The 20626-nt window shown below is 69.3% G+C and carries 18 protein-coding genes; 8 read left to right on the top strand and 10 right to left on the bottom strand.

Annotated features, from left to right (window positions below; translation table 11 throughout):
- Positions 1-16 precede the first annotated feature (16 nt).
- The 6 genes from GQ464_RS18110 to GQ464_RS18135 all read right to left on the bottom strand — a co-directional run bounded on the left by GQ464_RS18110 (position 17) and on the right by GQ464_RS18135 (position 4536).
- The gene (locus tag GQ464_RS18110) at positions 17-835 is read right to left on the bottom strand and encodes a hypothetical protein (protein ID WP_166977743.1); all 819 of its coding nucleotides are present in this window, start codon (positions 833-835) and stop codon (positions 17-19) included.
- Positions 836-854: 19 nt separating this feature from the next.
- Positions 855-1589, bottom strand: a complete 735-nt coding sequence (locus tag GQ464_RS18115; protein WP_166977823.1) for a L,D-transpeptidase — start codon at positions 1587-1589, stop codon at positions 855-857.
- A 23-nt stretch (positions 1590-1612) separates the two neighbouring features.
- A complete protein-coding gene (locus GQ464_RS18120) occupies positions 1613-2800 on the bottom strand; it encodes a L,D-transpeptidase family protein (protein ID WP_166977745.1) in 1188 nt (395 codons plus the stop codon).
- A 168-nt stretch (positions 2801-2968) separates the two neighbouring features.
- Entirely contained in the window at positions 2969-3571 is a 603-nt protein-coding gene (locus GQ464_RS18125) for a DUF4398 domain-containing protein (protein ID WP_166977747.1), read from the bottom strand.
- 180 nt (positions 3572-3751) lie between these two features.
- Positions 3752-3913 carry a hypothetical protein gene (locus tag GQ464_RS18130; protein ID WP_166977749.1) on the bottom strand — a complete coding sequence of 54 codons (162 nt, stop codon included), beginning with the start codon at positions 3911-3913 and terminating at the stop codon, positions 3752-3754.
- A gap of 206 nt (positions 3914-4119) precedes the next feature.
- A complete protein-coding gene (locus GQ464_RS18135) occupies positions 4120-4536 on the bottom strand; it encodes a hypothetical protein (protein ID WP_166977751.1) in 417 nt (138 codons plus the stop codon).
- A 190-nt stretch (positions 4537-4726) separates the two neighbouring features.
- On the opposite strand from GQ464_RS18135, the gene bcp reads away from it, so the two are divergent.
- The 6 genes from bcp (at position 4727) to GQ464_RS18165 (ending at position 11249) form a co-directional block, all read left to right on the top strand.
- Entirely contained in the window at positions 4727-5206 is a 480-nt protein-coding gene (bcp, locus tag GQ464_RS18140; RefSeq protein ID WP_228350434.1) for a thioredoxin-dependent thiol peroxidase, read from the top strand.
- Between the two features lie 125 nt (positions 5207-5331).
- Positions 5332-6828 (top strand): Asp-tRNA(Asn)/Glu-tRNA(Gln) amidotransferase subunit GatB, encoded by a 1497-nt coding sequence (gene gatB, locus GQ464_RS18145; protein ID WP_166977753.1) that lies wholly within the window; start codon positions 5332-5334, stop codon positions 6826-6828.
- 109 nt (positions 6829-6937) lie between these two features.
- Positions 6938-8326: a peroxiredoxin family protein gene (locus GQ464_RS18150; RefSeq protein WP_166977755.1), complete on the top strand. Its 1389-nt coding sequence runs from the start codon at positions 6938-6940 to the stop codon at positions 8324-8326.
- 42 nt (positions 8327-8368) lie between these two features.
- Positions 8369-9124, top strand: a complete 756-nt coding sequence (gene tpiA, locus GQ464_RS18155) for a triose-phosphate isomerase (RefSeq protein WP_166977757.1) — start codon at positions 8369-8371, stop codon at positions 9122-9124.
- A gap of 69 nt (positions 9125-9193) precedes the next feature.
- The gene (locus GQ464_RS18160) at positions 9194-10753 is read left to right on the top strand and encodes an alpha-L-fucosidase (protein WP_228350435.1); all 1560 of its coding nucleotides are present in this window, start codon (positions 9194-9196) and stop codon (positions 10751-10753) included.
- 103 nt (positions 10754-10856) lie between these two features.
- The gene (locus GQ464_RS18165; RefSeq protein WP_166977759.1) at positions 10857-11249 is read left to right on the top strand and encodes a hypothetical protein; all 393 of its coding nucleotides are present in this window, start codon (positions 10857-10859) and stop codon (positions 11247-11249) included.
- Here GQ464_RS18165 and GQ464_RS18170 read toward each other — a convergent pair.
- Entirely contained in the window at positions 11246-11539 is a 294-nt protein-coding gene (locus GQ464_RS18170; RefSeq protein WP_228350436.1) for a DUF4359 domain-containing protein, read from the bottom strand. The genes GQ464_RS18165 and GQ464_RS18170 overlap by 4 nt on opposite strands.
- 291 nt (positions 11540-11830) lie before the next feature.
- Here GQ464_RS18170 and acs point away from each other — a divergent pair, with 291 nt between their 5' ends.
- Positions 11831-13792, top strand: a complete 1962-nt coding sequence (gene acs / locus GQ464_RS18175) for an acetate--CoA ligase (protein ID WP_166977763.1) — start codon at positions 11831-11833, stop codon at positions 13790-13792.
- Between the two features lie 248 nt (positions 13793-14040).
- Entirely contained in the window at positions 14041-15633 is a 1593-nt protein-coding gene (gene pckA / locus GQ464_RS18180; protein ID WP_166977829.1) for a phosphoenolpyruvate carboxykinase (ATP), read from the top strand.
- A gap of 18 nt (positions 15634-15651) precedes the next feature.
- Here pckA and GQ464_RS18185 read toward each other — a convergent pair whose 3' ends face one another.
- The 3 genes from GQ464_RS18185 to polX form a co-directional block, all read right to left on the bottom strand.
- The gene (locus GQ464_RS18185; RefSeq protein ID WP_166977765.1) at positions 15652-16572 is read right to left on the bottom strand and encodes an N-acetylglucosamine kinase; all 921 of its coding nucleotides are present in this window, start codon (positions 16570-16572) and stop codon (positions 15652-15654) included.
- 57 nt (positions 16573-16629) lie between these two features.
- A complete protein-coding gene (locus GQ464_RS18190; RefSeq protein WP_166977767.1) occupies positions 16630-18588 on the bottom strand; it encodes a penicillin acylase family protein in 1959 nt (652 codons plus the stop codon).
- A 64-nt stretch (positions 18589-18652) separates the two neighbouring features.
- Positions 18653-20365 (bottom strand): DNA polymerase/3'-5' exonuclease PolX, encoded by a 1713-nt coding sequence (polX, locus tag GQ464_RS18195; protein ID WP_166977769.1) that lies wholly within the window; start codon positions 20363-20365, stop codon positions 18653-18655.
- Positions 20366-20626 lie beyond the last annotated feature (261 nt).

The raw sequence follows: 20626 nt of genomic DNA on the forward strand, positions 1-20626 counted from the left end.
GCGCCGGCGACGGGGCTCAGACGTCCGGGGGCATCCGGAGGGCCAGGCGGCCTCCGGGCGGCAGGGCACGATAAACGGCCTTCGCATCCTCGGGGGATAGTTTCACCTCGATCCGGCGCGCTGCCCGGGGCAGGCTGCCGTGCAGGAGCCGGCGGACATCCCGGCTCGTCGTCGCCAGGCGTTCCATGAGCGAGAAGCGGAGCCGCGTCCAGGGGCTGTGCGAGGGCGAGGGGCTGACGTGCAGCACGAGCCCGCCGTCGAAGTAGAGGGCGAAATGGGGCTCCGTCGTCTCGACGGGCACGTCGAGTGGGGGACGCGACCGGTATTCGGTGGTGTCCCGGGGGGCCCGCACGACCCGGATCGGTGTGTGCGGGAGGGTGGCCACCGCGTGTTCGAGGGTGAAGAGGCGAGGCCCGCCGGCTTCGGGAAAGCCCCGCACGGCCAGGGCGCGGCCGAGGCGTACGTCGCGGAGGGAGCAGACCCGGACGGGCACCCCCGCGATCTCGATCTGAAGCGTGCGTTCCACCAGGTCGAGGGAGAGGCCGATCTGGTTCTGGTCGGCCAGGGCGAGGCGTGCCGCGAGGAAGGCTTCCAGGGTGCGCAGCGAGTCGAGGGTTCGGGCCGGTACGGTTGCCCCGGGTGCGTCGTCGGGGGCCTGCACGCGGGTTGCGGCGGGGGGCGGCTCGCGCAGCAGGCCGAGTACCGGAAGTACCACCGTGATCGTGACGACCGGCAGCAGCACCCCCAGCATCGCGCCCCAGAACGGGCAGTGGCCGGGACGGTCGAGCCGCAGGGTTCGACCGGCCTGTTGCAGGCGGGTCAGGAGGGAAGGCATGGCGGATGGCCCGGGTGGGCTAGTAGATGAAGACGGGGGCCCCGAGGCGCAGGGCCAGGTAGACGGCGCGCAGGTCGTCGTCGCCGAGGCGGATGCAGCCGTGCGTGACGGGCAGGCCGAGCAGGCGCTGGTAGAGGGTGCCGTGGATGAGGTAGCCCTGGCCCAGGGCGAGGGCGTAATCGCCGAGGACGCCGCGTTCGTAGCGCTCCGGCGCTCCGGGCGGGGGAACGGGGCGTCCTTCCTCGACGAAGGCCCAGTCCGGCTTGCGCCAGACGGGGTTTTCCATTTTGCCCAGAATCTTGAAGGCACCGCGCGGGGTGAAGAAGGTCCAGGTCTGGTCGGTCGCTCCCTCCAGGCGTACGTAGCTGCCGGTCGAGCACAGCCCTTCACGGAGCAGGCCGGTTCCCTGCCGGAGCCAGAACCTGTTTTCGGTGGTACTGACGACCAGGTAGGGCTGGCGTGGAATCCGGGCGTTCAGCCGTGCTTCGAGCCGGCGGATGCCCTGCCGGTGCTGGCGTGCCGCCTGCTGCGCCTCGGCCCCTCCGAGGACCGGGCCGGCGGGTTCCCGGTGCGGGAGGAGCGCCAGCAGGCCTTCCTGCAGGTCCCGTGCGCCCAGTCCCACGAGCAGGGCCAGCAGGAGGCCGAGCAGCCCGCCGGCCAGGGCGGGGCGCAGGCGGGAGCCCTTGCGGGGTAGGCTGGTCCCGGCTGTTGTCTCCTTCGCCGGGGCCGTGGTGCCCGGGGCTGGTACGGGCATGGCGGGGGGGAAGAGCGCAAGCGTCATGGCAGGTTGCCGGCCGAGGGGCGGCCGGCGGCCGGGAAGTGGCCGGGCGGAGGGGCGCCGATGCGGGCAAAGGCGGGCACCTCCAGGGCCCCGACGATGGTGACGGGGGTGCCGGTGGGGACGAGCTCGAAGAGGCGCTCCATGTCGGCGTTGGCGAGGGCGATGCAGCCGCGCGTCCAGTCGGCCCCGCGGCCGCCTTCCCCGTGGATTTCGATGTTGCCGCCGATGCGGGCATGCGGGGGCAGGGTGCCACGCCGGCGCGCTTCGAGGAAACGCTGCCGGTCTGCCGCGTTCGGATAGTCGAGGTCCAGCGCCCGGTGGTAGATCGTCTCTCCCGCCCCGCGTTTCCGGACGACGCGGTACTGCCCTTCAGGGGTCGAGAGGTCGCCTTCGTGCCGTTTGGGGCCCATCCAGTTGGGGCCCAGTTCGGCGTCGAAGGTATGGCGGAGGCGACCGGCCTCGTAGAGATACAGGCGGTGCGCCATCTTGTCGACGACGATCGCCGGAGCGCGGTGCCGTGCCGACCAGGCGACGGTGTCGTCGTGCCAGCGTCGCCACAGCGGCAGCCGGGCCAGGTACTGCGTGACGGTCTGTTCGAGCGCCTGGCCGACCTGTTGCACGACGGCCTGTGCGGCAGCGGCGGCCTCGGCGGCTGCCAGGAAGTCTTTCCGTTCGAGGGCGGCCTCGCCCCGGACGAGCCGTGCGTGTGCGGTGGCCAGGGTCGTTTGCCAGCGCGGGCGATGCGAGAGCCGGCTCAGGCCGGCCTGCAGCGAGTCGAGCTGGTCCCGCAGCAGCGCCAGGGTGAGCGTGGCATGCCAGGCCAGCGAGTCCCGGGCGTGGCGGGCACGGCGGGTGGCCGCTTCGCCCAGGCGGGCCGCCTCACCGGCAGCCTGACGGGCCGCGTCGTAGTTCCGCAGGATGAACCAGCGCCGGTTTTCCTGTTGCCAGTGCCGGAGGGCTTCCTGCCAGCGTGCCTGGGCCTGCTGCCAGGGTTCGGGGGCGTACCGTTCCGCCTCGGTTGCCCGGGCCTGGCCGAGTGCCTGTCGCGCCGTTTCGAAGGCCGCGACGGGCGCCGTGTCGGCCAGCGTGTAGGCAAGCAGGCCCAGCAGGCCCGGCAGCAACAGCAGTCCGGCTATCCAGCGCCGGCGACCGGAGGCCGGGCGGGCCGCACGTCGAAGCCGCATGGCGGGCGGGGCAGAGGTTCCTGTTGACGGGGAGGGTGAGGCCGGCGGTGTGCGGCGGGTGCGGGAGGCATCCGGCAAAACCCGGCCCGCGAGGTACGTCCGGTCATGGCCGGGGCGTGCTCGCGGGCCGGGTCGCCTTGCTGCCTCGGAACCCTTTTCAGTGTTCTGTCAGCTGCGGGTACCGGCTTGCTTGGCGATGGCGGTGTTCAGCTCCTGGATGAGCAGGTTCGCTTTCTCAAGCGCCGTGGCGGCCAGGTCGCGGGCCTCGAGGATCTTTCCGTTCTCCAGCGCCGTGGTGGCCTGGTCGAGCGTCTGCGAGGCGTTGTTGCGGTCTGTCTGGATGGAGACCAGGGCCATGGTCCCTTCCTTGCCGCGCGGCGCCTTCGCCAGCAGGTCCTGCACCTGCGTCAGGGCCTGCCGGGCCTCTGCGATCAGGCGCTCCGCCTCGGCCCGCATGGCCTCCTTCTGCGTGGCCGCCTGGGCCTCGGCCGCCGTCTGCGTCACGAACTGCAGCAGCCGTTCGGCGCGGCTGTAGTCGCGCGTCAGGGCGAACCGGGATTTCTGGGTTTCGATCTCTGTCTGGGCCGCGGCCAGCGAGTCCTGGAGTGCCTGGTACAGGTCGGCCACGTACAGGTTGGCTTCGGCTTCGGCCGCCGCCTGAAGCGCTGCCTGGGCGGTGTCCAGCTGTTGCTGCGGCACCTGCGCGCAGCCCGTCAGCACAACGGCCAGGAGAAAAAGCCCGGCAAGGGCCTGGAAACGGTTCGTCTTCATGGTCGTTCGTGGTGGGATTCGTTATGTTTTTTTGTCGCTTTCTTGGACCGGCCCGTATGGCCTGTCTATGAAACGTAAATTGTGAAAACCGCGCTCTTCGTGCATAAAAGCAAGATTTAAAAGAGGCCATTGCTCCATTAAAATGTGCTTAAGGATTCTTCATGCTCGCTTCATTGGAGGTCAGATGAAAAAGGGCAGGAGCAAGAAGTAGATCAGGGCGACGGCCAGCATGCCCATGAAGAAGTAGAAGGCCAGGCGGGCCCCCCGGTCTTCGCCGGTGGAGGGTTGCCGCGACGAGGAGGCCGGGGAGACGGAAGCCGGAGACGTTTTGATGGTTTTCATAGGGATATACCACACGTATCAAGGTTCTTGAGGCGGAGATGCCGGACCATCCCGGCGGCCGGGGCGCAGGACGTCACAGGCCGGCATCCGGGGAGGGAGAAGATGTGCCGGGCCACACCGGCCCGCCGGGCAAAGCCGTGAAACGGTGGTGTGGATGCCGGCGACGGCCCGTCACGCCGCAGGGGCGCCCGGGTCCGTGCCGGGGGTCATAGCCTCAGGACGTGCAGGAGAAGGAAGCGAGGGGAGAGCGGCGGGGGCACAGCCGGAGACCGCGCCGATCCGGCAAGGGGATCCGGGGGGCGCCGGTGGGCCGGCCGGTCGCGCTTCGCCTGCCCGGACGGATCCGCCGCCTCCGGCGCGGGGACGACCTGGACGGGCGTGCTGCCGGCCTGCACGAACGGCGAGAGCACGAAGTCCGTCGCAACCAGATCCCGGGAAGGGGCCGGGAGATCGGTCCGGCCGGCGGTATCCTCCCGGAAGGAGGGGGGGACCGGCCGGGAAGCCTCCGGCGCCCGTGGCGTACCCCACCGGACGACGCCCGCCAGGAGGAGCACCGCCAGCAAGAGGTGGCCGGTACCGGTCACCCGGTGGCTTCCCTTCAGGAAATTCCGGGAGGCAGACATGAGGCGACAAGCCACGGTCGGCGAAGATGGCGAGAGACGCCTTCTCTAACGCAGCAGGTCGAAAGGGTTTCTGCCGGTTGAAGAAAAAACGGGGTGCACGCCGGGGGTTCGCAAAAAGCTCGAAGAAACGGCCACCCCGAATGCGTATCTTCCCGGCGCCGGAGACCGTTCAACAGCACACGTGCCTACGATGCCAGAGACCGACACCATGCCCGGGGTGGGGCAGATCGCCCCGGATTTCGAGGGGAAAACCCAGCACGGCAAGACCGTTCGCCTGTCCGACTTTCGCGGGAAGAAGGTCGCCCTGTATTTTTACCCCAAGGATGACACCCCGGGCTGCACCCGGCAGGCGTGTAACCTCCGGGACCACTTCGCGGCCCTGCAGGAGGCCGGGGTCGTGGTGCTCGGCGTCTCCGCCGACGACGTGGCCTCGCACGAGCGGTTCGCCGGGAAGTACGACCTGCCGTTTCCGCTCGTGGCCGACCCCGAGCACCGCATCCTCGAAGCCTATGGCGTCTGGGGCGAGCGCACCCTCTACGGGCGCAAGTTCATGGGGACCCGGCGCACGACGTTCCTGATCGACGAGGACGGAAAGATCGTCCACGTCTTCAAACGGCCGAAGGTGGACGAGCATGCCCGGGAGATCCTCGAAGCGTTCGGGCTTGCCTGATCGCGGGAAACGGTCGTACCGGGAGGCGCGGCCGGGCCTTGTCCGCGCGGGGGAGTCCTTCCCCCGCCGGTCGCCGGGGGCTTCTCGCCCGGGTTTCTGAAAGTCCCACGCATGTCACGCAAACCATGCCGCACGAAGATTACGAAGCCGTCATCGGTCTGGAAGTGCACTGCCAGCTCTTGACGGCGTCGAAGGCGTTCAGTCCCGAGCCGGCGGCCTTCGGGGCGGCACCCAACACGAACGTCGATCCGGTCAGTCTCGGCCATCCGGGCACGTTGCCGGTACTCAACGAGCGTCTGGTGGACTACACGTTGCGGATGGGGCTGGCCACGCACAGCCGCATCGCTCCGCGCTCGGTCTTCGCTCGCAAGCATTATTTCTATCCGGACCTGCCCAAGGGGTATCAGATTTCCCAGTACGAGACCCCGATCTGCGAGGGCGGGTACGTCGAGGTCGAAGGCGAAGGGGACGGTGGCGTGCAGGTGCGGCGCATCCGGCTCCGGCGTATCCACATGGAGGAGGACGCCGGCAAGTCGCTCCACGACCAGGATCCCTATGCGACCTACATCGACCACAACCGCTGCGGGGTGCCGCTGATCGAGATCGTGTCGGAGCCGGACATCCGGACCCCCCGCGAGGCGGCGCTCTACGTGCAGAAGATCCGGCAGATCGTCCGCTACCTGGGCATCTGCGACGGCAACATGGAGGAAGGATCGCTCCGGTGCGACGCCAACGTGTCCGTCCGGCGTAAAGGGGAGACGCGGCTCGGGACAAAGACGGAGGTCAAGAACATGAACTCCTTTCGGAGCGTGGAGCGGGCGCTCGAGTACGAGATCCGGCGGCAGATCCGCCTGCTCGAAGCCGGGGGGACGGTGGTGCAGGAGACCCGCCTGTGGGACGCCGACCGGCAGGAGACGCGCCCGATGCGTTCGAAGGAAGAGGCCCACGACTACCGCTACTTTCCCGATCCGGACCTGGTGCCCGTCGTCGTCACGGAGGAGCGCCTGGCGAAGGTGCGGGCCGCGTTGCCCGAGATGCCCGAGGCCCGGCGCCGCCGCTATGTGGAGACCTGGTGCCTGCCCGCCTACGACGCCGCCGTCCTGACCGAAGAGCGGGGCGTGGCCGAGTATTTCGAGGCGACCGTCGCCGCGCTCGCCGCCGGGGCCACGGACGAGGAAGCTGCCGTGGCGGCCAAGGCTGCCTCGAACTTCGTCATGACCGACGTGCTGCGGGTGCTCAACGAGCGGGGGCTCGCCGTCGAGGCGTTCCCGATTGCCCCGGCACGCCTGGCCGCGCTCATCCGCCTTCGCCTGGAAGACCGCATCAGCTCCTCGGCGGCGACGGAGCTGTTCGAGAGGATGCTGGAGGACGAAAGCGACCCGGAGGCGCTCGCCCGGGCGCACAACCTCCTGCAGGTGTCGGACGCCGGGGCGTTGCTGCCGGTCGTGGAGGCGGTGCTGGAACGCCATCCGAAACAGTTACAGCAATACCTCGGTGGGAAGGAGGGCGTGCTCGGTTTCTTCATCGGGCAGGTCATGCGCACCTTTCCCGGTGCCCCCGATCCCCGCCGGGTGCGCGAGTTGCTGCTCGAACGCATCGCGGCCCGCCGGGAACGGGCGTGAGCCGGTGCGCGGCAGGAGGAAACGGGCCGGTTGGCGATGACCTTCTCCTCCCGCAAGGGGGTGGGGGAGCCTCCCGGCCATGCTCTAACGTGCAACGCAAAACCTATCCATGACACGAATCTGTCTGCTGATACCCTTCGTGGCCGGGTTGCTCTGGGTCGGGTGCGGTCCGGGTGGAGAGGACCCGGGGCCGGTCCGGAGCCGGCTCGAAGGGCGGCTGTCCGTGGCGGCGGAGGTGGATTCCACGGGCGATTACGGCGGCTTCGAGGTGCTCGTCGTCGACAACTCCACCGGCGACGTGGACACGCTCGGCCGGGCCGTCACCGATTCGACCGGTGCCTTCGGGCTGGACGTGCGGGCCCCGTTCCGGGGCATCTTCCCGCTCCTCATTAACCGGGCCGGGGCGCAACTCTATTTCGGCGAGCTGGTGGTGGCCCACGGCGACACCGCCCGCATTCAGGCCACGTTCCCGCTCCGGCGGCCCAGCCTGGTCGTCCGCGGGTCGAGGGAGAACGGTGCCTGGATGGCCTACCGGAGCGCGAAGGACCACCATACCCGGGTCCTCTCGGAGGTGCTCCGGGAACAGGGCTATGAAGCCGGGCGCGTGGCGAACACCATCCGGCAGACGAGCAACCTCATGTGGGGCTTGCAGCAGACCTATCCGGGCACGCTCGGGGCCACCGTGGCTGCCGCCGAGGCCGTCGTCATGCTGGACGGGTGGGACGATGCCCTGCTGGTGGAGCGTGCCCGGCAGCTTCCGCCGGACCATCCGAACCTGGTCGAGGTGATGCGGGCGGCCCGCCGTGCACAGGCCCGTCTCCGCGGGCAGGAGGCCGCCCTGGCCCTCCTGCGCGAGTTCCAGGCACGTACTCCCTCGAACGAGACCTGGGCCGGCCTGCAGTCCGAGGTCGTCCTGGCCTACATCGACAGCCTGCAGCAGGACGAGGCGCTGGCGGCCGCGCAGGAGCTGGCCCGCCGGGCGCCGGACGGCCGGTGGGTCCGGTGGAGCGACCGGGCCGTCTATGAACTGGAGAACCTGATGCCGGGCATGCCGGCCCCCGGCTTCGTCGTCACTACCCTCGACGGGCGCACCGTGCGGCTGGACAGCCTGCGGGGCCGGGTCGTGGTCCTGGAATTCTACGCACCGCGGAACGAAATCTTCCTCCGGGAGGTGGGCCTGCGAAACCGGCTCTACCGTGCACTGGACGCTTTTCCCGTCACCGTGGTGGCCGTTTCCCTCGACCCGGACACCCTCATCACCGAAGCCTTCCTCGAAGGCCGGGACATCCCGGGCCTGCACGTCGTCGCCCCCGGCGGGCTCGACGGGCCGCTGGCCGGGCTCTACAACGTGAATCTCCTTCCGACGCGCTATCTTATCGGGCCGGACGGCACGATCGTCAGCAAATACGTCGGCAGTGCGATGGTGCCGCTGCAGATCGAGCTGGCCGGGCTGCTTGGCCTGCGTCCTCGAACCGACGCGCCGGTCTCTGCCCGCTGAGGCCGGTCCCTCCCCGTTCACCGTCATCCCGGAGAATGCCTTATGCTGGTTGCCGGAAACTGGAAGATGAATACGGATCGTACCTCGGCGGTACAGCTCGCCCGTGACGTCGTCGGTGCCGTCGGCGACGTGACCGGCGTGCAGGTGGCCGTGTGCCCGCCGGCCGTCAGCCTGGACGCCGTCTTCGAGGTGCTGCACGGCTCTTCCGTGCGGCTCGGCGCGCAGAATATGCATTACGAGGACCACGGCGCCTTCACCGGCGAGATCTCCGCCGGGATGCTGCGCTCCGTCGGATGCCACTACGTCATCCTCGGGCACTCCGAGCGCCGCCAGTATTTCGGTGAGACTGACGTGTCGGTCAATAAAAAGGTCAAGAAAGCGCGTGAGTACAAGCTGGTGCCCATCCTGTGCGTGGGGGAGACGCTGGCACAGCGGGATGCCGGTGAGGAGAACGCCGTGGTGCAGACCCAGGTGGAGAAAGGCCTGGCGGGGGTTGAGATCCGGGATCCGGGCGAAGTGGTGCTGGCCTACGAGCCGGTGTGGGCCATCGGGACGGGCCGTACGGCCACCCCCGCGCAGGCCCAGGCCATGCATGCCTTCATCCGGGGGCTGCTCATCAACATGTATGGCGAGAAGGTCGGGTTTGCCATGCAGATCCTCTACGGCGGCAGCGTCAAGCCCGGCAACGCCGCCGACCTCTTCGCCCAGCCGGACGTCGACGGCGGGCTCATCGGGGGCGCCAGCCTCAACGCCGCCGACTTTGGCGCCATCGTCGAGGCGGCCGTGGCCGCCTCCTGAACGCGAAGTCGCCGCGTCCCGGCACGGCCGGCCTCCCCCTGAAAAGAGAGGCTGAAGCCCGAGCAAACCATGAAAAAACGGTGGTTATGGCAGGCGGTGGTTCCCTGGCAGGGGCCGGCGCTGGTACTGCTGGCGGCCGTGATCCTGTCGGTGCGGCCGGATCCGGGCGCGGACGCCTTCGAGGTCCCGCCTCCGGAGGGAACGCTTCGCCCCGCGCAGCCGGCGGCCGGTGCGGTGCCGCCTCCCCGGCCGCTCCTGCCCATCCCGACGGCCCGCCAGCTCACCTGGCAGCGGGACGAGATGCGGATGTTCCTGCACTTCGGCATCAACACGTTCACCGGCCGGGAATGGGGCACCGGGGCGGAAGATCCGGCCCTGTTCAACCCGGCACGGCTCGACGCCGGGCAATGGGCCCGCGTGGCCCGCGAGACCGGCTTCAGGGCCCTCATCCTCACGGCCAAGCACCATGACGGCTTTGCCCTGTGGCCCAGCCGGTATACGGACCACTCGGTGGCCCGCAGCCCGTGGCGCGGCGGCCGCGGGGACGTCGTGCAGGAACTGGCCGAGGCGGTCCGGGCCGAAGGCCTGAAGATGGGCCTCTATCTCTCCCCCTGGGACCGGCACGAGCCCACCTACGGCGACGAGGCGGCCTACAACGCCTTCTACCTGGGCCAGCTTCGGGAACTGCTCACCCGGTACGGCCCGCTGGCCGAAGTCTGGTTCGACGGGGCCAAGGGGGAAGACGCCCGGGACATGGACTACGACTTCGAGGCCTACTGGGCGACGGTGCGCCAGCTGCAGCCGGAGGCCGTCATCTTCTCGGACGAAGGGCCGGACGTGCGCTGGATCGGCAACGAACACGGTTTCGCCGGGGAGACGAACTGGTCCACCATCGACCGGACGAAAGTGGGAGTCGGGCAACACGGCATCTCCGACTACCTGAACACGGGTGAACCGGGCGGCCCGGACTGGGTGCCCGGCGAGTGTGACGTGTCGATCCGGCCCGGCTGGTTCTGGCGTCCCGATGCCGACGGTACCGGCCGCGAGGCGCCCAAGTCGCTCGAACAGTTGATGGAGATCTATTTCAAATCGGTCGGGCGCAACTGTGTGCTGCTCCTGAACGTGCCTCCCGACGACGAAGGGCGGCTCGACCCGGCCGACGTGGCCCGCCTGCGCGCGTTCAGGGCATCCCTGGATCGCCTCTATGGCACCGACCTGGCCGCGGGGGCATCGGCCCGGGCCGGCAATGTGCGCGGCGGCGCACCCGAATACGGCCCCGACCGGGTGCTCGACGGCGACCTCGACACGTACTGGGCGACGGATGACACGGTGACGGTGGCCGCCCTGGAACTGCACTTCGACGCGCCGCGGTCGTTCAATGTCATCCGCCTGCAGGAACCCATCGCGCTGGGACAACGCGTGGCGGCCTACCACGTCGAGGCATGGCTCGACGGGGGCTGGAAGACGATCAGCCGGGGAACGACCATCGGGCACAAGAAGCTGGATCGTATCGAGACGGTGACGACGTCACGGGTGCGCCTGGTCCTCGACGAGGTGCTGGCGCATCCGTTGATCGCCGAGGTGGGCCTGCACCTGTACGTGCCGGCGTCCGGCGAGGAGGGGAGGTGAGCAGCCGGTTTCCGGGCCGGAAAACACGCCGCCGGCTCGGCCGTATCAGGTAGGGAGGGCCTTTCCGGCACCCCGCCGGGGGCACCCGCAAACGGAGAAAGCCATGAAAGGAACGTCCAACCTGATCCGGTGGCTGGTGCCGGTCTGCGGGTTGATCCTGCTGGCCGGGTGCAGCGGTCCCTGGAAGCCGGCAGAGCGTCAGGTGGTGGTGCCGGCCAGCGCGCGCGAGGTCGACGTCGAGCGGAAGCTGGCGCAACGCCAGATCGCCATCGTCGAGGAGCTGCTCATCGGCGAGCCGGGCGTCTTCGTCGACGGCCGCACCGTGCGCATCCGCGGCAGCCAGCGCGGGCCGCTCTGGGTCATCGACGGCATGTACACCGACAGCCCGGCCGGGCTCAACCCGCGCGACGTGGCACGGATGTGGATCGTGCCGGACGGCAGCGGCTACGGCCGCCGGGGTTCCACCGGGGTCGTCATCATCCAGACCCGCATCTAGTTGATCCTGATGAAGCGCTGCGCCACGCCGAGGTAGCGGATCGTGTCCCCCGCGGTGTTCTGGTAGGTGTAGACGCTGAAAAGGTAGTAGTCCTGCCGTTCGGGGCGGATCCCGGTCTCGACAGGGTACGACGGTTCGGGGGTGCGCCCGAAGAGCAGGACGGGCGCCTGCTCGCGCTCGCGCGTCACCATCTTTTCCACCACGTAGGCCGAAAAGTCCGTGCTGCTCGGGTTCGTCGACCAGAGGACAGGCACCGTAACGAGCGCCAGGATGAGCAATGCCACTTTCACGGTTCCCTCGCTGCCTGGTTGAACTCATCTCACATGGACATACCCGGTGTGCCTCGTTCATGCACCTGCGGTTTGACGGCACCGGATAGACTACACTCGTCTGCCGGTAGGTATCGACGGGGGTAAACCCGGGTAAAATCGAGACGTGCAAAATCGGATTGGAAAAAACGGTGTAGAAGTAGTATTCTCAGAATCCGTACCGCTTCCACGGGACGAACGTCATGCCGTGGAAGCGCCGTCTCGTCCCGCTTCGTACGTCCCGCTCGCCTCACCCTAAAACCTTCCGTACCCATGGCAGACCACGTTCGATCTTCCGAAGCCCTGTACGAAGCGCCTCCCGCCTTCAAAGCCCGTGCACACATCGCCTCGATGGAAGAATATGAACGGATGTACCGCCGGTCCATCGAGGATCCCGAGGGGTTCTGGCGCGAGCAGGCCCGGCGGCTGTTCTGGTTTCATCCCTTCCACACCGTCCGCGACGCTTCCTACGGGCCGGGGGACGTGCACATCCGCTGGTTCGACGGCGGGCGGCTGAATGCGGCCTACAACTGCCTGGACCGGCACCTGGAACGCCGGGGGGATCAGACGGCCCTCATCTTCGAACCGGACGACCCGGAGGAGCCCGCCCGGCACATCACCTATCGCGAGCTCTACGAGGAGGTGTGTCGCTTTGCCAACGTGCTCCGGGCACAGGGCGTCGAGCGCGGCGACCGGGTGACGATCTACCTGCCGATGATCCCCGAGGTGGCCTGTGCCATGCTCGCCTGTGCCCGGATCGGCGCCATCCACTCCGTCGTCTTCGCCGGCTTCTCGCCCGAGGCGCTGGCGGACCGCATCCTCGACGGGGATTCGCGCCTGGTCATCACGGCCGACGAGGGGATGCGGGGCGGGCGCCGGGTGCCGCTCAAGCAAAACGTCGACCGTGCCCTGCGTCGCTGCCCGGGCGTCGAGAACGTGATCGTGGTGCGGCGCACCGGTGGCGACATCGACTGGGTCGAGGGGCGCGACGTATGGTACCACGAGGCCCGCGAGCAGGTCGCGGCCACGTGCCCGGCCGTGCCGATGGAGGCCGAAGACCCGCTCTTCATCCTCTACACGAGCGGTTCCACCGGCAAGCCCAAAGGGGTGCTCCACACCACCGGCGGCTATCTGCTCTATGCCTCGCTGACGCATCAGTACGTCTTCGACTACCACGACGGCGACGTCTACTGGTGCACGGCCGACGTCGGCTGGATCACGGGCCATTCGTACATCGTCTACGGACCGCTGGCCAACGGCGCCACGCAGGTCTTCTTCGAAGGGGTGCCCACCTATCCGGACCCCGGCCGTTTCTGGCAGGTCGTCGAACGGCACCGGGTCAACCAGTTCTACACGGCTCCCACGGCCATCCGGGCCCTCATGGCGCAGGGAGACGACTACGTCCGGCGGGCCGACCGTTCCTCGCTCCGGTTGCTGGGTACCGTCGGTGAGCCCATCAACCCCGAAGCGTGGCGCTGGTACCACGAGGTCGTCGGCGACGGGCGCTGCCCCATCGTCGACACCTGGTGGCAGACCGAAACCGGCGGTATCATGATCACCCCGTTGCCCGGAGCCATCCCCCAGAAACCCGGTTCCGCCACGCGCCCCTTCTTTGGCATCCAGCCCGAAATCGTCGACGAGAACGGGCGGGTGCTCGACGGCCCGGCCGCCGGCATCCTGGTCATCAAAGAGGCCTGGCCCGGGCAGGCCCGCACCGTCTACGGGGACCACGACCGCTTCGTGCAGACCTACTTCTCCGCCTTCCCGGGCAAGTACTTCACCGGCGACGGCTGCCGCCGGGACGAGGACGGCTACTACTGGATCACCGGCCGCGTCGACGACGTGCTCAACGTTTCGGGGCACCGCCTCGGGACGGCCGAGATCGAGTCCGCCCTCGTGCTGCACCCGGCCGTGGCGGAGGCCGCTGTGGTCGGCTACCCGCACCCGATCAAGGGGCAGGGGATCTATTGCTACGTAACGCTGAATGTGGGAGAGACGCCCAGCGACGCCCTGCGGGAGGAGCTGGTCAAGCTCGTTGCCGAGGAGATCAGCCCGATTGCCAGGCCGGACAAGATCCAGTTCGCCCCGGCCCTGCCGAAGACGCGCAGCGGGAAGATCATGCGGCGCATCCTGCGCAAGATCGCCGCGGATGAGTATGACCAGCTCGGAGACACCTCCACGCTGGCCGATCCGGGAGTCGTCGAAGCGCTCATCCGCGGCCGGCAGCAGCCGTGACGGCACCGGGCCGTAGCGGGGCGGTCCGGGTTCCGGGGAAGCCGGCGTGACGGGGCTTGTGCCGCAAGAGGCCCGTCAAGCAGGTGAGAATTCCGCTCAAACTTCCCCGGAATTCCGGCCCGTGGGCTGGAAGCGCTTCTGGAACGGGTGGTTCGGAAAAACGTCGTTCCTTACCTTGCACCCGAACGGGCGGCGGTTTGCGCCGGCCCGTGTATCCACGCCGGAACAAGCACTGCGAGGAAGACACGATGGAGGGCTTCAGCCTCGAACGCTACGGAATACACGTCCGGGATCTGGTGCGCAATGCGGCACCGGCCCGTCTCTACGAAGAAGCCATTCGGCATGACCGCGGCTCGGTCATTGCCAGCAGCGGCGCCCTGATCACCCGCTCCGGCAAGAAGACCGGTCGCAGCCCGCTGGACAAGCGCATCGTCCGCAATCCGAACACCGAGAAGGACATCTGGTGGGGCAAGATCAACATCCCGCTGGATGAACACACTTTCCAGATCAACCGGGAGCGGGCCGTCGACTACCTCAACACACGGGACCGTCTCTACGTCGTGGACGGGTTCGCCGGATGGGATCCGAAGTACCGCATCAAGGTGCGCATCATCTGCTCCCGGCCCTACCATGCCCTCTTCATGCACAACATGCTCATCCGCCCCACGCCGGAGGAGCTCGCCACGTTCGGGGAACCCGACTACGTGATCTACAACGCAGGGGAGTTTCCGGCCAACAGCCACACCTCGCACATGACCTCGAAGACGAGCGTCGACCTGTGCTTCGAGGACCGGGAGTTCGTCATCCTGGGCACCGAATACGCCGGGGAGATGAAGAAGGGCATCTTCACCATCATGCACTACATCATGCCCCGGCAGGGGGTCCTCTCGATGCACTGCTCGGCCAACGAGGGCGAGCGCGGCGACGTGACGCTGTTCTTCGGCCTCTCCGGTACCGGCAAGACCACCCTGTCGGCGGATCCGCGCCGCCGCCTCATCGGCGACGACGAACACTGCTGGACCGAGGAGGGCATCTTCAACATCGAAGGCGGCTGCTACGCCAAGGCCATCGGCCTTTCGGCCGAGAAGGAGCCGGAGATCTGGGAGGCCATCCGCTTCGGCACGGTGCTCGAAAACGTCGTCTATGACCCGGAGACCCGCGTCGTGGACTTCGACGACGACACGATCACGGAGAACACCCGGGCCTCGTATCCCATCGAGTTCATCCCCAACGCCCGGATCCCGTGCGTCGGCGGCCACCCGCGCAACATCATTTTCCTGACTTACGACGCCTTCGGGGTGCTGCCGCCGGTGAGCCGCCTTTCGCCGGCCCAGGCGATGTATCACTTCATCAGCGGGTACACGGCCAAGGTGGCGGGAACCGAGGTGGGGGTGACCGAGCCGCAGGCCACCTTTTCGGCATGCTTCGGCGCAGCTTTCCTGGTCTGGCACCCCTCGAAGTATGCGGAGATGCTGGCCGAGAAGATGCGCGCACACGGCACGAACGTCTGGCTCCTCAACACGGGCCTCACCGGCGGCTCGTACGGCACCGGCACCCGGATGAAGCTGGCCTACACGCGCGCCATCATCGACGCCATCCATGACGGCACGCTGGCCGAAGTCCCGACCACGACGGATCCGGTCTTCGGTATCGAAGTGCCGACCGCGTGCCCGAACGTGCCGTCGGAGATCCTGATCCCCCGGAACACCTGGGCGGACCCCGAGGCCTACGACCGGACGGCCCGGCGGCTCGCGGAGCTGTTCAACAGGAACATCGAGCAGTTTCGGGACAACTGCACCGAGGAGATCCTCCAGGCCGGCCCGCGCCTCGTCGAGGTCTGAACGGGGCGCGTTTCGGTTTCAGCGTTCCCCGGGGGCGGCATCCGGGCAGGCCCGGCGCAGCGCGCCCTCGACGGGGCTGTGCCGGGGCGGTTCGACGTGCCAGCCCTTGAGCTTTTCGCACAGGGCCTTGGCGAGCCGGTTCCGGTAGTAGGCGTCGTGGGTGAGGCCGCCGGCCAGGGACAGGCGGGGCGGTACGTCGCCGGTGCGCTCGATCAGCCCGGCGGCCTGCCGGGCCAGGGCCGCGGCCTGGGTGTGCACGATCTCCACGGCGACGGGGTCGCCTTCGGATGCGGCGGCGAGCACGTCCGGGGCGAAGAACGGCGGGGGGAAGGCCTCGCGGCGACGGGTTGCGTAAACCCTGCGGATGAGCTGCTCCGGCGACGTGATGCCGTGGTGCCGGGCGAGGCGGGCCGTCAGGGTCGTTGCCGGGCCGCCGTCGAAGGCGCCGGCGACGGCCCGGAGCCCGGCCAGGCCGATGGCGTAGCCGCTGCCCTCGTCGCCGAGCAGGTAGCCCCATCCGCCCGCCCGGTGGAAGCCGCCGTGCCGGTCCCGGGCCAGGACGATGGAGCCGGTGCCGGCAAGCACGAGCACGCCGCCGGCCCCGTTGAAGGCGCCCTCATGGGCGATCCACACGTCCGGTACCACCTCGACGGTTTCGAAGTTCTGTGCGGCGAGCAGCGGGAGGAGGGCCTCGTGGAGGCGCTGGCGGTCTTCGACCCGCCCGGCCCCGGCCACGCCGGCGCAGAGACGTGCCGGGCGGGCTTCGGGAAAGCGGGCGCAGGCCTTCAGGACGAGGCCGGCCAGGCGTTTTGCCGTGCGTTCGGGGCCCAGCCGTTGCAGGTTGGCCCCGCCGCTCCGGGCAGACCAGGTGGTGCCGTCTGCGGTGCGGGCCAGCAGGGCCGTCTTGGTGCCGCCCGCGTCGAGTCCGATACAGAGCATGGTTATTTCGAGGGTACCTGTCGTGCGTGGCTTTGCCGGGGCTCGTTTGCGGTGCGGTCAGGCCGGGGGCGGGGGGCGGAGGCGGGTTTTCGGCCCCGCGGGCGACGGGGTCAGGGGAACGAACCGGGCGGTGCGGGAGCCGAGGAGGTAGCGACCCAGGAACCGCCGGGGCATCAGGTCCAGGCGGCGCACGTGCAGCGGGGCGCCCGGGTCGGCGGGGCTCCAGGCTTCCCAGGCGGCCGGGGCGGGCGGCGATGAAAGCAGGGGGGAAGCACCCCAGGCCGGGGTCGTCGGGTGGCCGGTGCCGGGGCGCCGGACGGGGTGAAAAAGGTACGGGATGGTCGCGGTGGCGGTGGTATCCGTCCAGGGCGGGACGTAGCGAAGGTCGGGCTGCACCGTTTCCCAGCGCCACCGGCTCAGGTCGGGTCCGTGGGTGCGGGTGAGGGTGGCCAGGGCTTCGGCCAGCGTCTCGACCAGCAGGGGCCGGCTGGTCGAGTCCGCCGGTTCCGGCCAGCGGTGCGTCCGGTCGTAGAAGGTGCGGACCCAGGTGTCGAAGATGGAGGCGGCGATGCTGGCCCGGTCGTAGGCATGGTTCCAGTTGCGCAGGTAGGCGAGGCCATCCTGCAGGAGGGGCGGGAGGTCGGGAGCCCGGGCGACGGCGGCCACGAGGGGGGGGGCCAGCGAAGCGGCCCAGGCGCTGAAGGGGTCGTCGAGCCAGGCGGGGGGCGGGGCGCTGCGCAGGGCGAGCGAGTCCAGGCGCGGGAGCAGGAAGGCGGCCCACCGGCTTTCGCCGATGAGGAGCCCGCGGCGGTAGGTCCGGCTGACGGCTGGCGTGCCGAGGAGGTGGGGGCGGCCGTCGCGGGCGACGTACAGCCCGTTGCCCTGCAGTAGCCGGAACGGAGGGGCGGGAGGGCTTGAAGCCCGTGGGAGGGCCTGCCAGGCAGGCCAGTCGGTGGCCGTGGAGAAGCCGGCCCACTGGAGGACCCAGGCCGAGTCGACCGCCAGCGAGTCGGAGGCGCGGGTGCGGTCCCGGAGGAAGGGCAGGTACGCATCGGTGCGTACGATCTCGATCAGCCGCTCCGTGCCGTCCCGGTGGTGCAGCCGGGCGTGGCGGTAGGGCAGGCGGGTGGTGTCCACCGCCATGCGGATGAGGTGGGCGGATCCCTGGAGCAGCAGGGCCCAGTCGTGGCGGGGGGTGCGGCCGGCCGGGAAGAAGGGCGTGCCCGGCAACGTGGCCCCGTGCAGGGGCGGGGCACCCGTCACGCGCAGGAGGACCTCGACGAACAGCGGCCGGACCGTGGCCCCGTAGACGTGTCGCTGCACGAGGTGCGTGCCCGTGCTATCCGTGACAGTCCAGGCGACGCTGTGCTCGAAGCCGTTCAGTTGCAGCCAGCTCCGCAACCGGCGATCGGACTGGAAGAAGGCGTGGGCTTCCGGGCCGAGGTGCGCCAGCACGTCCGGTGCCGGCGGGGCGACGGCCAGCCAGGCATAGAGGCGTTCCAGGGCCAGCGGGTGCCAGGGCTCCCACGGGGCGACGGGGACGGAGAGCAGCACGAACGGTCGGGAGAGGCGGGCCGTCTCCGTCGCCAGGGCAGCGTTGAGGCCCTCGGTGTAGGCCCGCAGGCGTTCCCGGTCCGCCTCGGGCAGGGTCTGAAAGGCCGCGCGGGCTTGCTCGGCCAACCCCAGCCGGAGTGCGAGGCTATCCAGGGTGAGGGCCGGGGTTCCGAACCAGGTGCCGAGCCGGCCCAGGGCGATCTGCCGGACGTGGAGGACGTGCCAGGGCCGCAGGAGACCGTGGACGAAGCCCAGTGCCCGCAACGCATCCGTCTCGTTCCCGGCCTCGATCGTCACCGGGCCACCCGGCTGCCAGCCGAGGGTGACGGGGCCGGCCAGCCCGTTCACGACGACCTCCTCGGGATAGTCGTCGTCGATCTCGAAGCTGAGATACCAGACGAGCAGGACCGCGCCGGCAAGCACGGCGAGAAGCAGGGCAAGGGCGGCAGTCAGGCGAGCCACGGATGCGCAGGATGGTTGCAGGGAGAGGGCGCAGGTCGAAAACCGTGTGAGGCGGCGGGCGGGGTTATCGGCGCTGCCGGCGTCGTTCCTCCAGCCAGCGCGTGAAGGCATCCAGGGGGAGGGCGTTCAGGCAGTGGGCCGGGGTCAGCCAGCCCTTGCGGGCGACGGCCACTCCCCAGCGCACCAGTTCCAGCTGTTCGACGGCGTGGGCGTCCGGGTTGATGGCGATCATCACCCCGCGCTCGACGGCCGTGCGGACCCAGCGCCAGTCGAGGTCGAGCCGGCGCGGGTTGGCGTTCAGCTCGATGGCGACGCCGTGGCGGGCGCACGCCGCGAGGATGGCCTCATGGTCGATGGGATAGCCCTCGCGGCTCAGCAGGAGCCGGCCCGTCGGGTGGCCCAGGATGGTGGTGAACGGGTTCTCAATGGCGGTGAGGAGCCGGCGGGTGGCTTCGTCGCGGGTCATGTTCAGCCCGGTATGGATGCTGGCGACGACCAGGTCGAAGGAGGCGAGTACGTCGTCCGGATAGTCGAGCGCGCCGTCGGGGAGGATGTCGGACTCGATGCCCTTGAAGATGCGAAACGGGCGCGCGCGTCCGGCATAGGCCCGGTTGAGCCGGTCGATCTCCTCATGCTGGCGGCGCACGTCGTCGATGGAGAGGCCGTGGGCGACCTTGAGGGAACGGCTGTGGTCGCAGATGCCGAAGTACTCATAGCCCATTTCAAAGGCGGCCTCGGCCATCCGGGCCAGCGGGTGGGTGCCGTCGCTGTAGGTCGAGTGGTTGTGCAGGGTGCCCCGGAGGTCGCGCACGGTGATCAGTTCGGGCAGCGTGCCGGTTGCGGCAGCCTCGATCTCGCCGCGCCCCTCGCGCAGTTCCGGGGGGATGAAGGGAAGGCCGGCGGCGGCATAGACCTCCTCTTCCCGGGCCTGCGGGGCCGGGGGGCCGTAGCGGGCGATGAAGGCCGTGCAATGCGCGTGGGAGCCGGTCGCTTCCCAGAGCGCCGTGCCGAAGCGGTCCGGCGGTACGATGCGGGCGCGGAAGGGGAGCCCCTCGCCGCCGGTGCCGAGGCGGCCGTGCAGCAGCACCTCCCCGGCCGGCCGGTCCGGAAGCTGCTCGATCGCTTCTACGAGCCCGTCGAGGACCGGCGCGAGGTCGGCCTCGCTGTCGGCGCCCACGACCAGATCGGCCTGCCCGACCGTTTCGAGGCCGCGGCGGACCTCTCCGGCGACGGCGACGGTGCGGACGTGCGGCAGGGCCCCGGCGGCCTCCGCAATGGCCTCGAGCCGGGCGCTGGCCTCATCCAGCCGCATCCGTGCACCGTAGGCCCGGAGCCGCCGGATCTGCTCGAGCACGGTCTCCTGGGTACGGGGGCCGAAGCCCGCCAGCGAGGCCAGCCGGCCCGTCTCGGCGGCGTGCTCGAGCGCGTCGAGCGAGGTGATGCCCAGCTGTTGCCAGAGCACCCGCACCTTCTTCGGTCCCAGGCCCTGCACCTGCAGCACCTCCAGGAGCCCGGCGGGAACGGCCGACCGCAGCGTGTCGCGCAGTTCGAACGAACCCCGGGCCAGGATCTCACGCACCTGCGCTTCGAGGCCTTCTCCGATACCCGGCAGGTCAGTCAGCCCGCGTGCGGCCAGTCGCTCCGCCAGGGGCTCGTCCAGGCGCTCGAGGACACGTGCGGCCTGCCGGTAGGCCCGGGCACGGAACGGGTTGCCGCCGGTCAGTTCGAGCAACGCGGCCGTCTCGTGAAAAAGGCGGGCTACGGCTTTGTTCGTCATGGGGTACAACTTTATGGGGCGTTTGAGAAGCACGCGGCGAAGGTACGCAGAAAATCCGACACGGAACAGGAATTGCCTGTCAAGGCAATGGGTTGCCCGGAGAACCCGCCGGATGGAATCCGAAAGGAGATCCACAGCCCGATGCGGGGATCCAAAAAGCCGGGTTTCCGTAACTGTATTCCACTTTTTCGGACGCAACGTCCGGATGCCGAGGCAGCCGGCGTCATCCGCCATCCCCTCGTGTCGAGGCGTCGTTCGGGT

It is taken from the genome of Rhodocaloribacter litoris (assembly GCF_011682235.2).
GTDB classification, from domain to species: domain Bacteria; phylum Bacteroidota; class Rhodothermia; order Rhodothermales; family ISCAR-4553; genus Rhodocaloribacter; species Rhodocaloribacter litoris.

Coding starts and splice junctions, on each gene's coding strand:
- GQ464_RS18160 (WP_228350435.1), top strand. CDS start 9,194: ATGAAAAAACGGTGGTTATGGCAGGCGGTGGTTCCCTGGCAGGGGCCG.
- bcp (WP_228350434.1), top strand. CDS start 4,727: ATGCCAGAGACCGACACCATGCCCGGGGTGGGGCAGATCGCCCCGGAT.
- GQ464_RS18125 (WP_166977747.1), bottom strand. CDS start 3,571: ATGAAGACGAACCGTTTCCAGGCCCTTGCCGGGCTTTTTCTCCTGGCC.
- GQ464_RS18120 (WP_166977745.1), bottom strand. CDS start 2,800: ATGCGGCTTCGACGTGCGGCCCGCCCGGCCTCCGGTCGCCGGCGCTGG.
- acs (WP_166977763.1), top strand. CDS start 11,831: ATGGCAGACCACGTTCGATCTTCCGAAGCCCTGTACGAAGCGCCTCCC.
- GQ464_RS18110 (WP_166977743.1), bottom strand. CDS start 835: ATGCCTTCCCTCCTGACCCGCCTGCAACAGGCCGGTCGAACCCTGCGG.
- GQ464_RS18150 (WP_166977755.1), top strand. CDS start 6,938: ATGACACGAATCTGTCTGCTGATACCCTTCGTGGCCGGGTTGCTCTGG.
- GQ464_RS18130 (WP_166977749.1), bottom strand. CDS start 3,913: ATGAAAACCATCAAAACGTCTCCGGCTTCCGTCTCCCCGGCCTCCTCG.
- gatB (WP_166977753.1), top strand. CDS start 5,332: ATGCCGCACGAAGATTACGAAGCCGTCATCGGTCTGGAAGTGCACTGC.
- pckA (WP_166977829.1), top strand. CDS start 14,041: ATGGAGGGCTTCAGCCTCGAACGCTACGGAATACACGTCCGGGATCTG.
- GQ464_RS18185 (WP_166977765.1), bottom strand. CDS start 16,572: ATGCTCTGTATCGGACTCGACGCGGGCGGCACCAAGACGGCCCTGCTG.
- polX (WP_166977769.1), bottom strand. CDS start 20,365: ATGACGAACAAAGCCGTAGCCCGCCTTTTTCACGAGACGGCCGCGTTG.
- GQ464_RS18115 (WP_166977823.1), bottom strand. CDS start 1,589: ATGCCCGTACCAGCCCCGGGCACCACGGCCCCGGCGAAGGAGACAACA.
- GQ464_RS18135 (WP_166977751.1), bottom strand. CDS start 4,536: ATGTCTGCCTCCCGGAATTTCCTGAAGGGAAGCCACCGGGTGACCGGT.
- tpiA (WP_166977757.1), top strand. CDS start 8,369: ATGCTGGTTGCCGGAAACTGGAAGATGAATACGGATCGTACCTCGGCG.
- GQ464_RS18165 (WP_166977759.1), top strand. CDS start 10,857: ATGAAAGGAACGTCCAACCTGATCCGGTGGCTGGTGCCGGTCTGCGGG.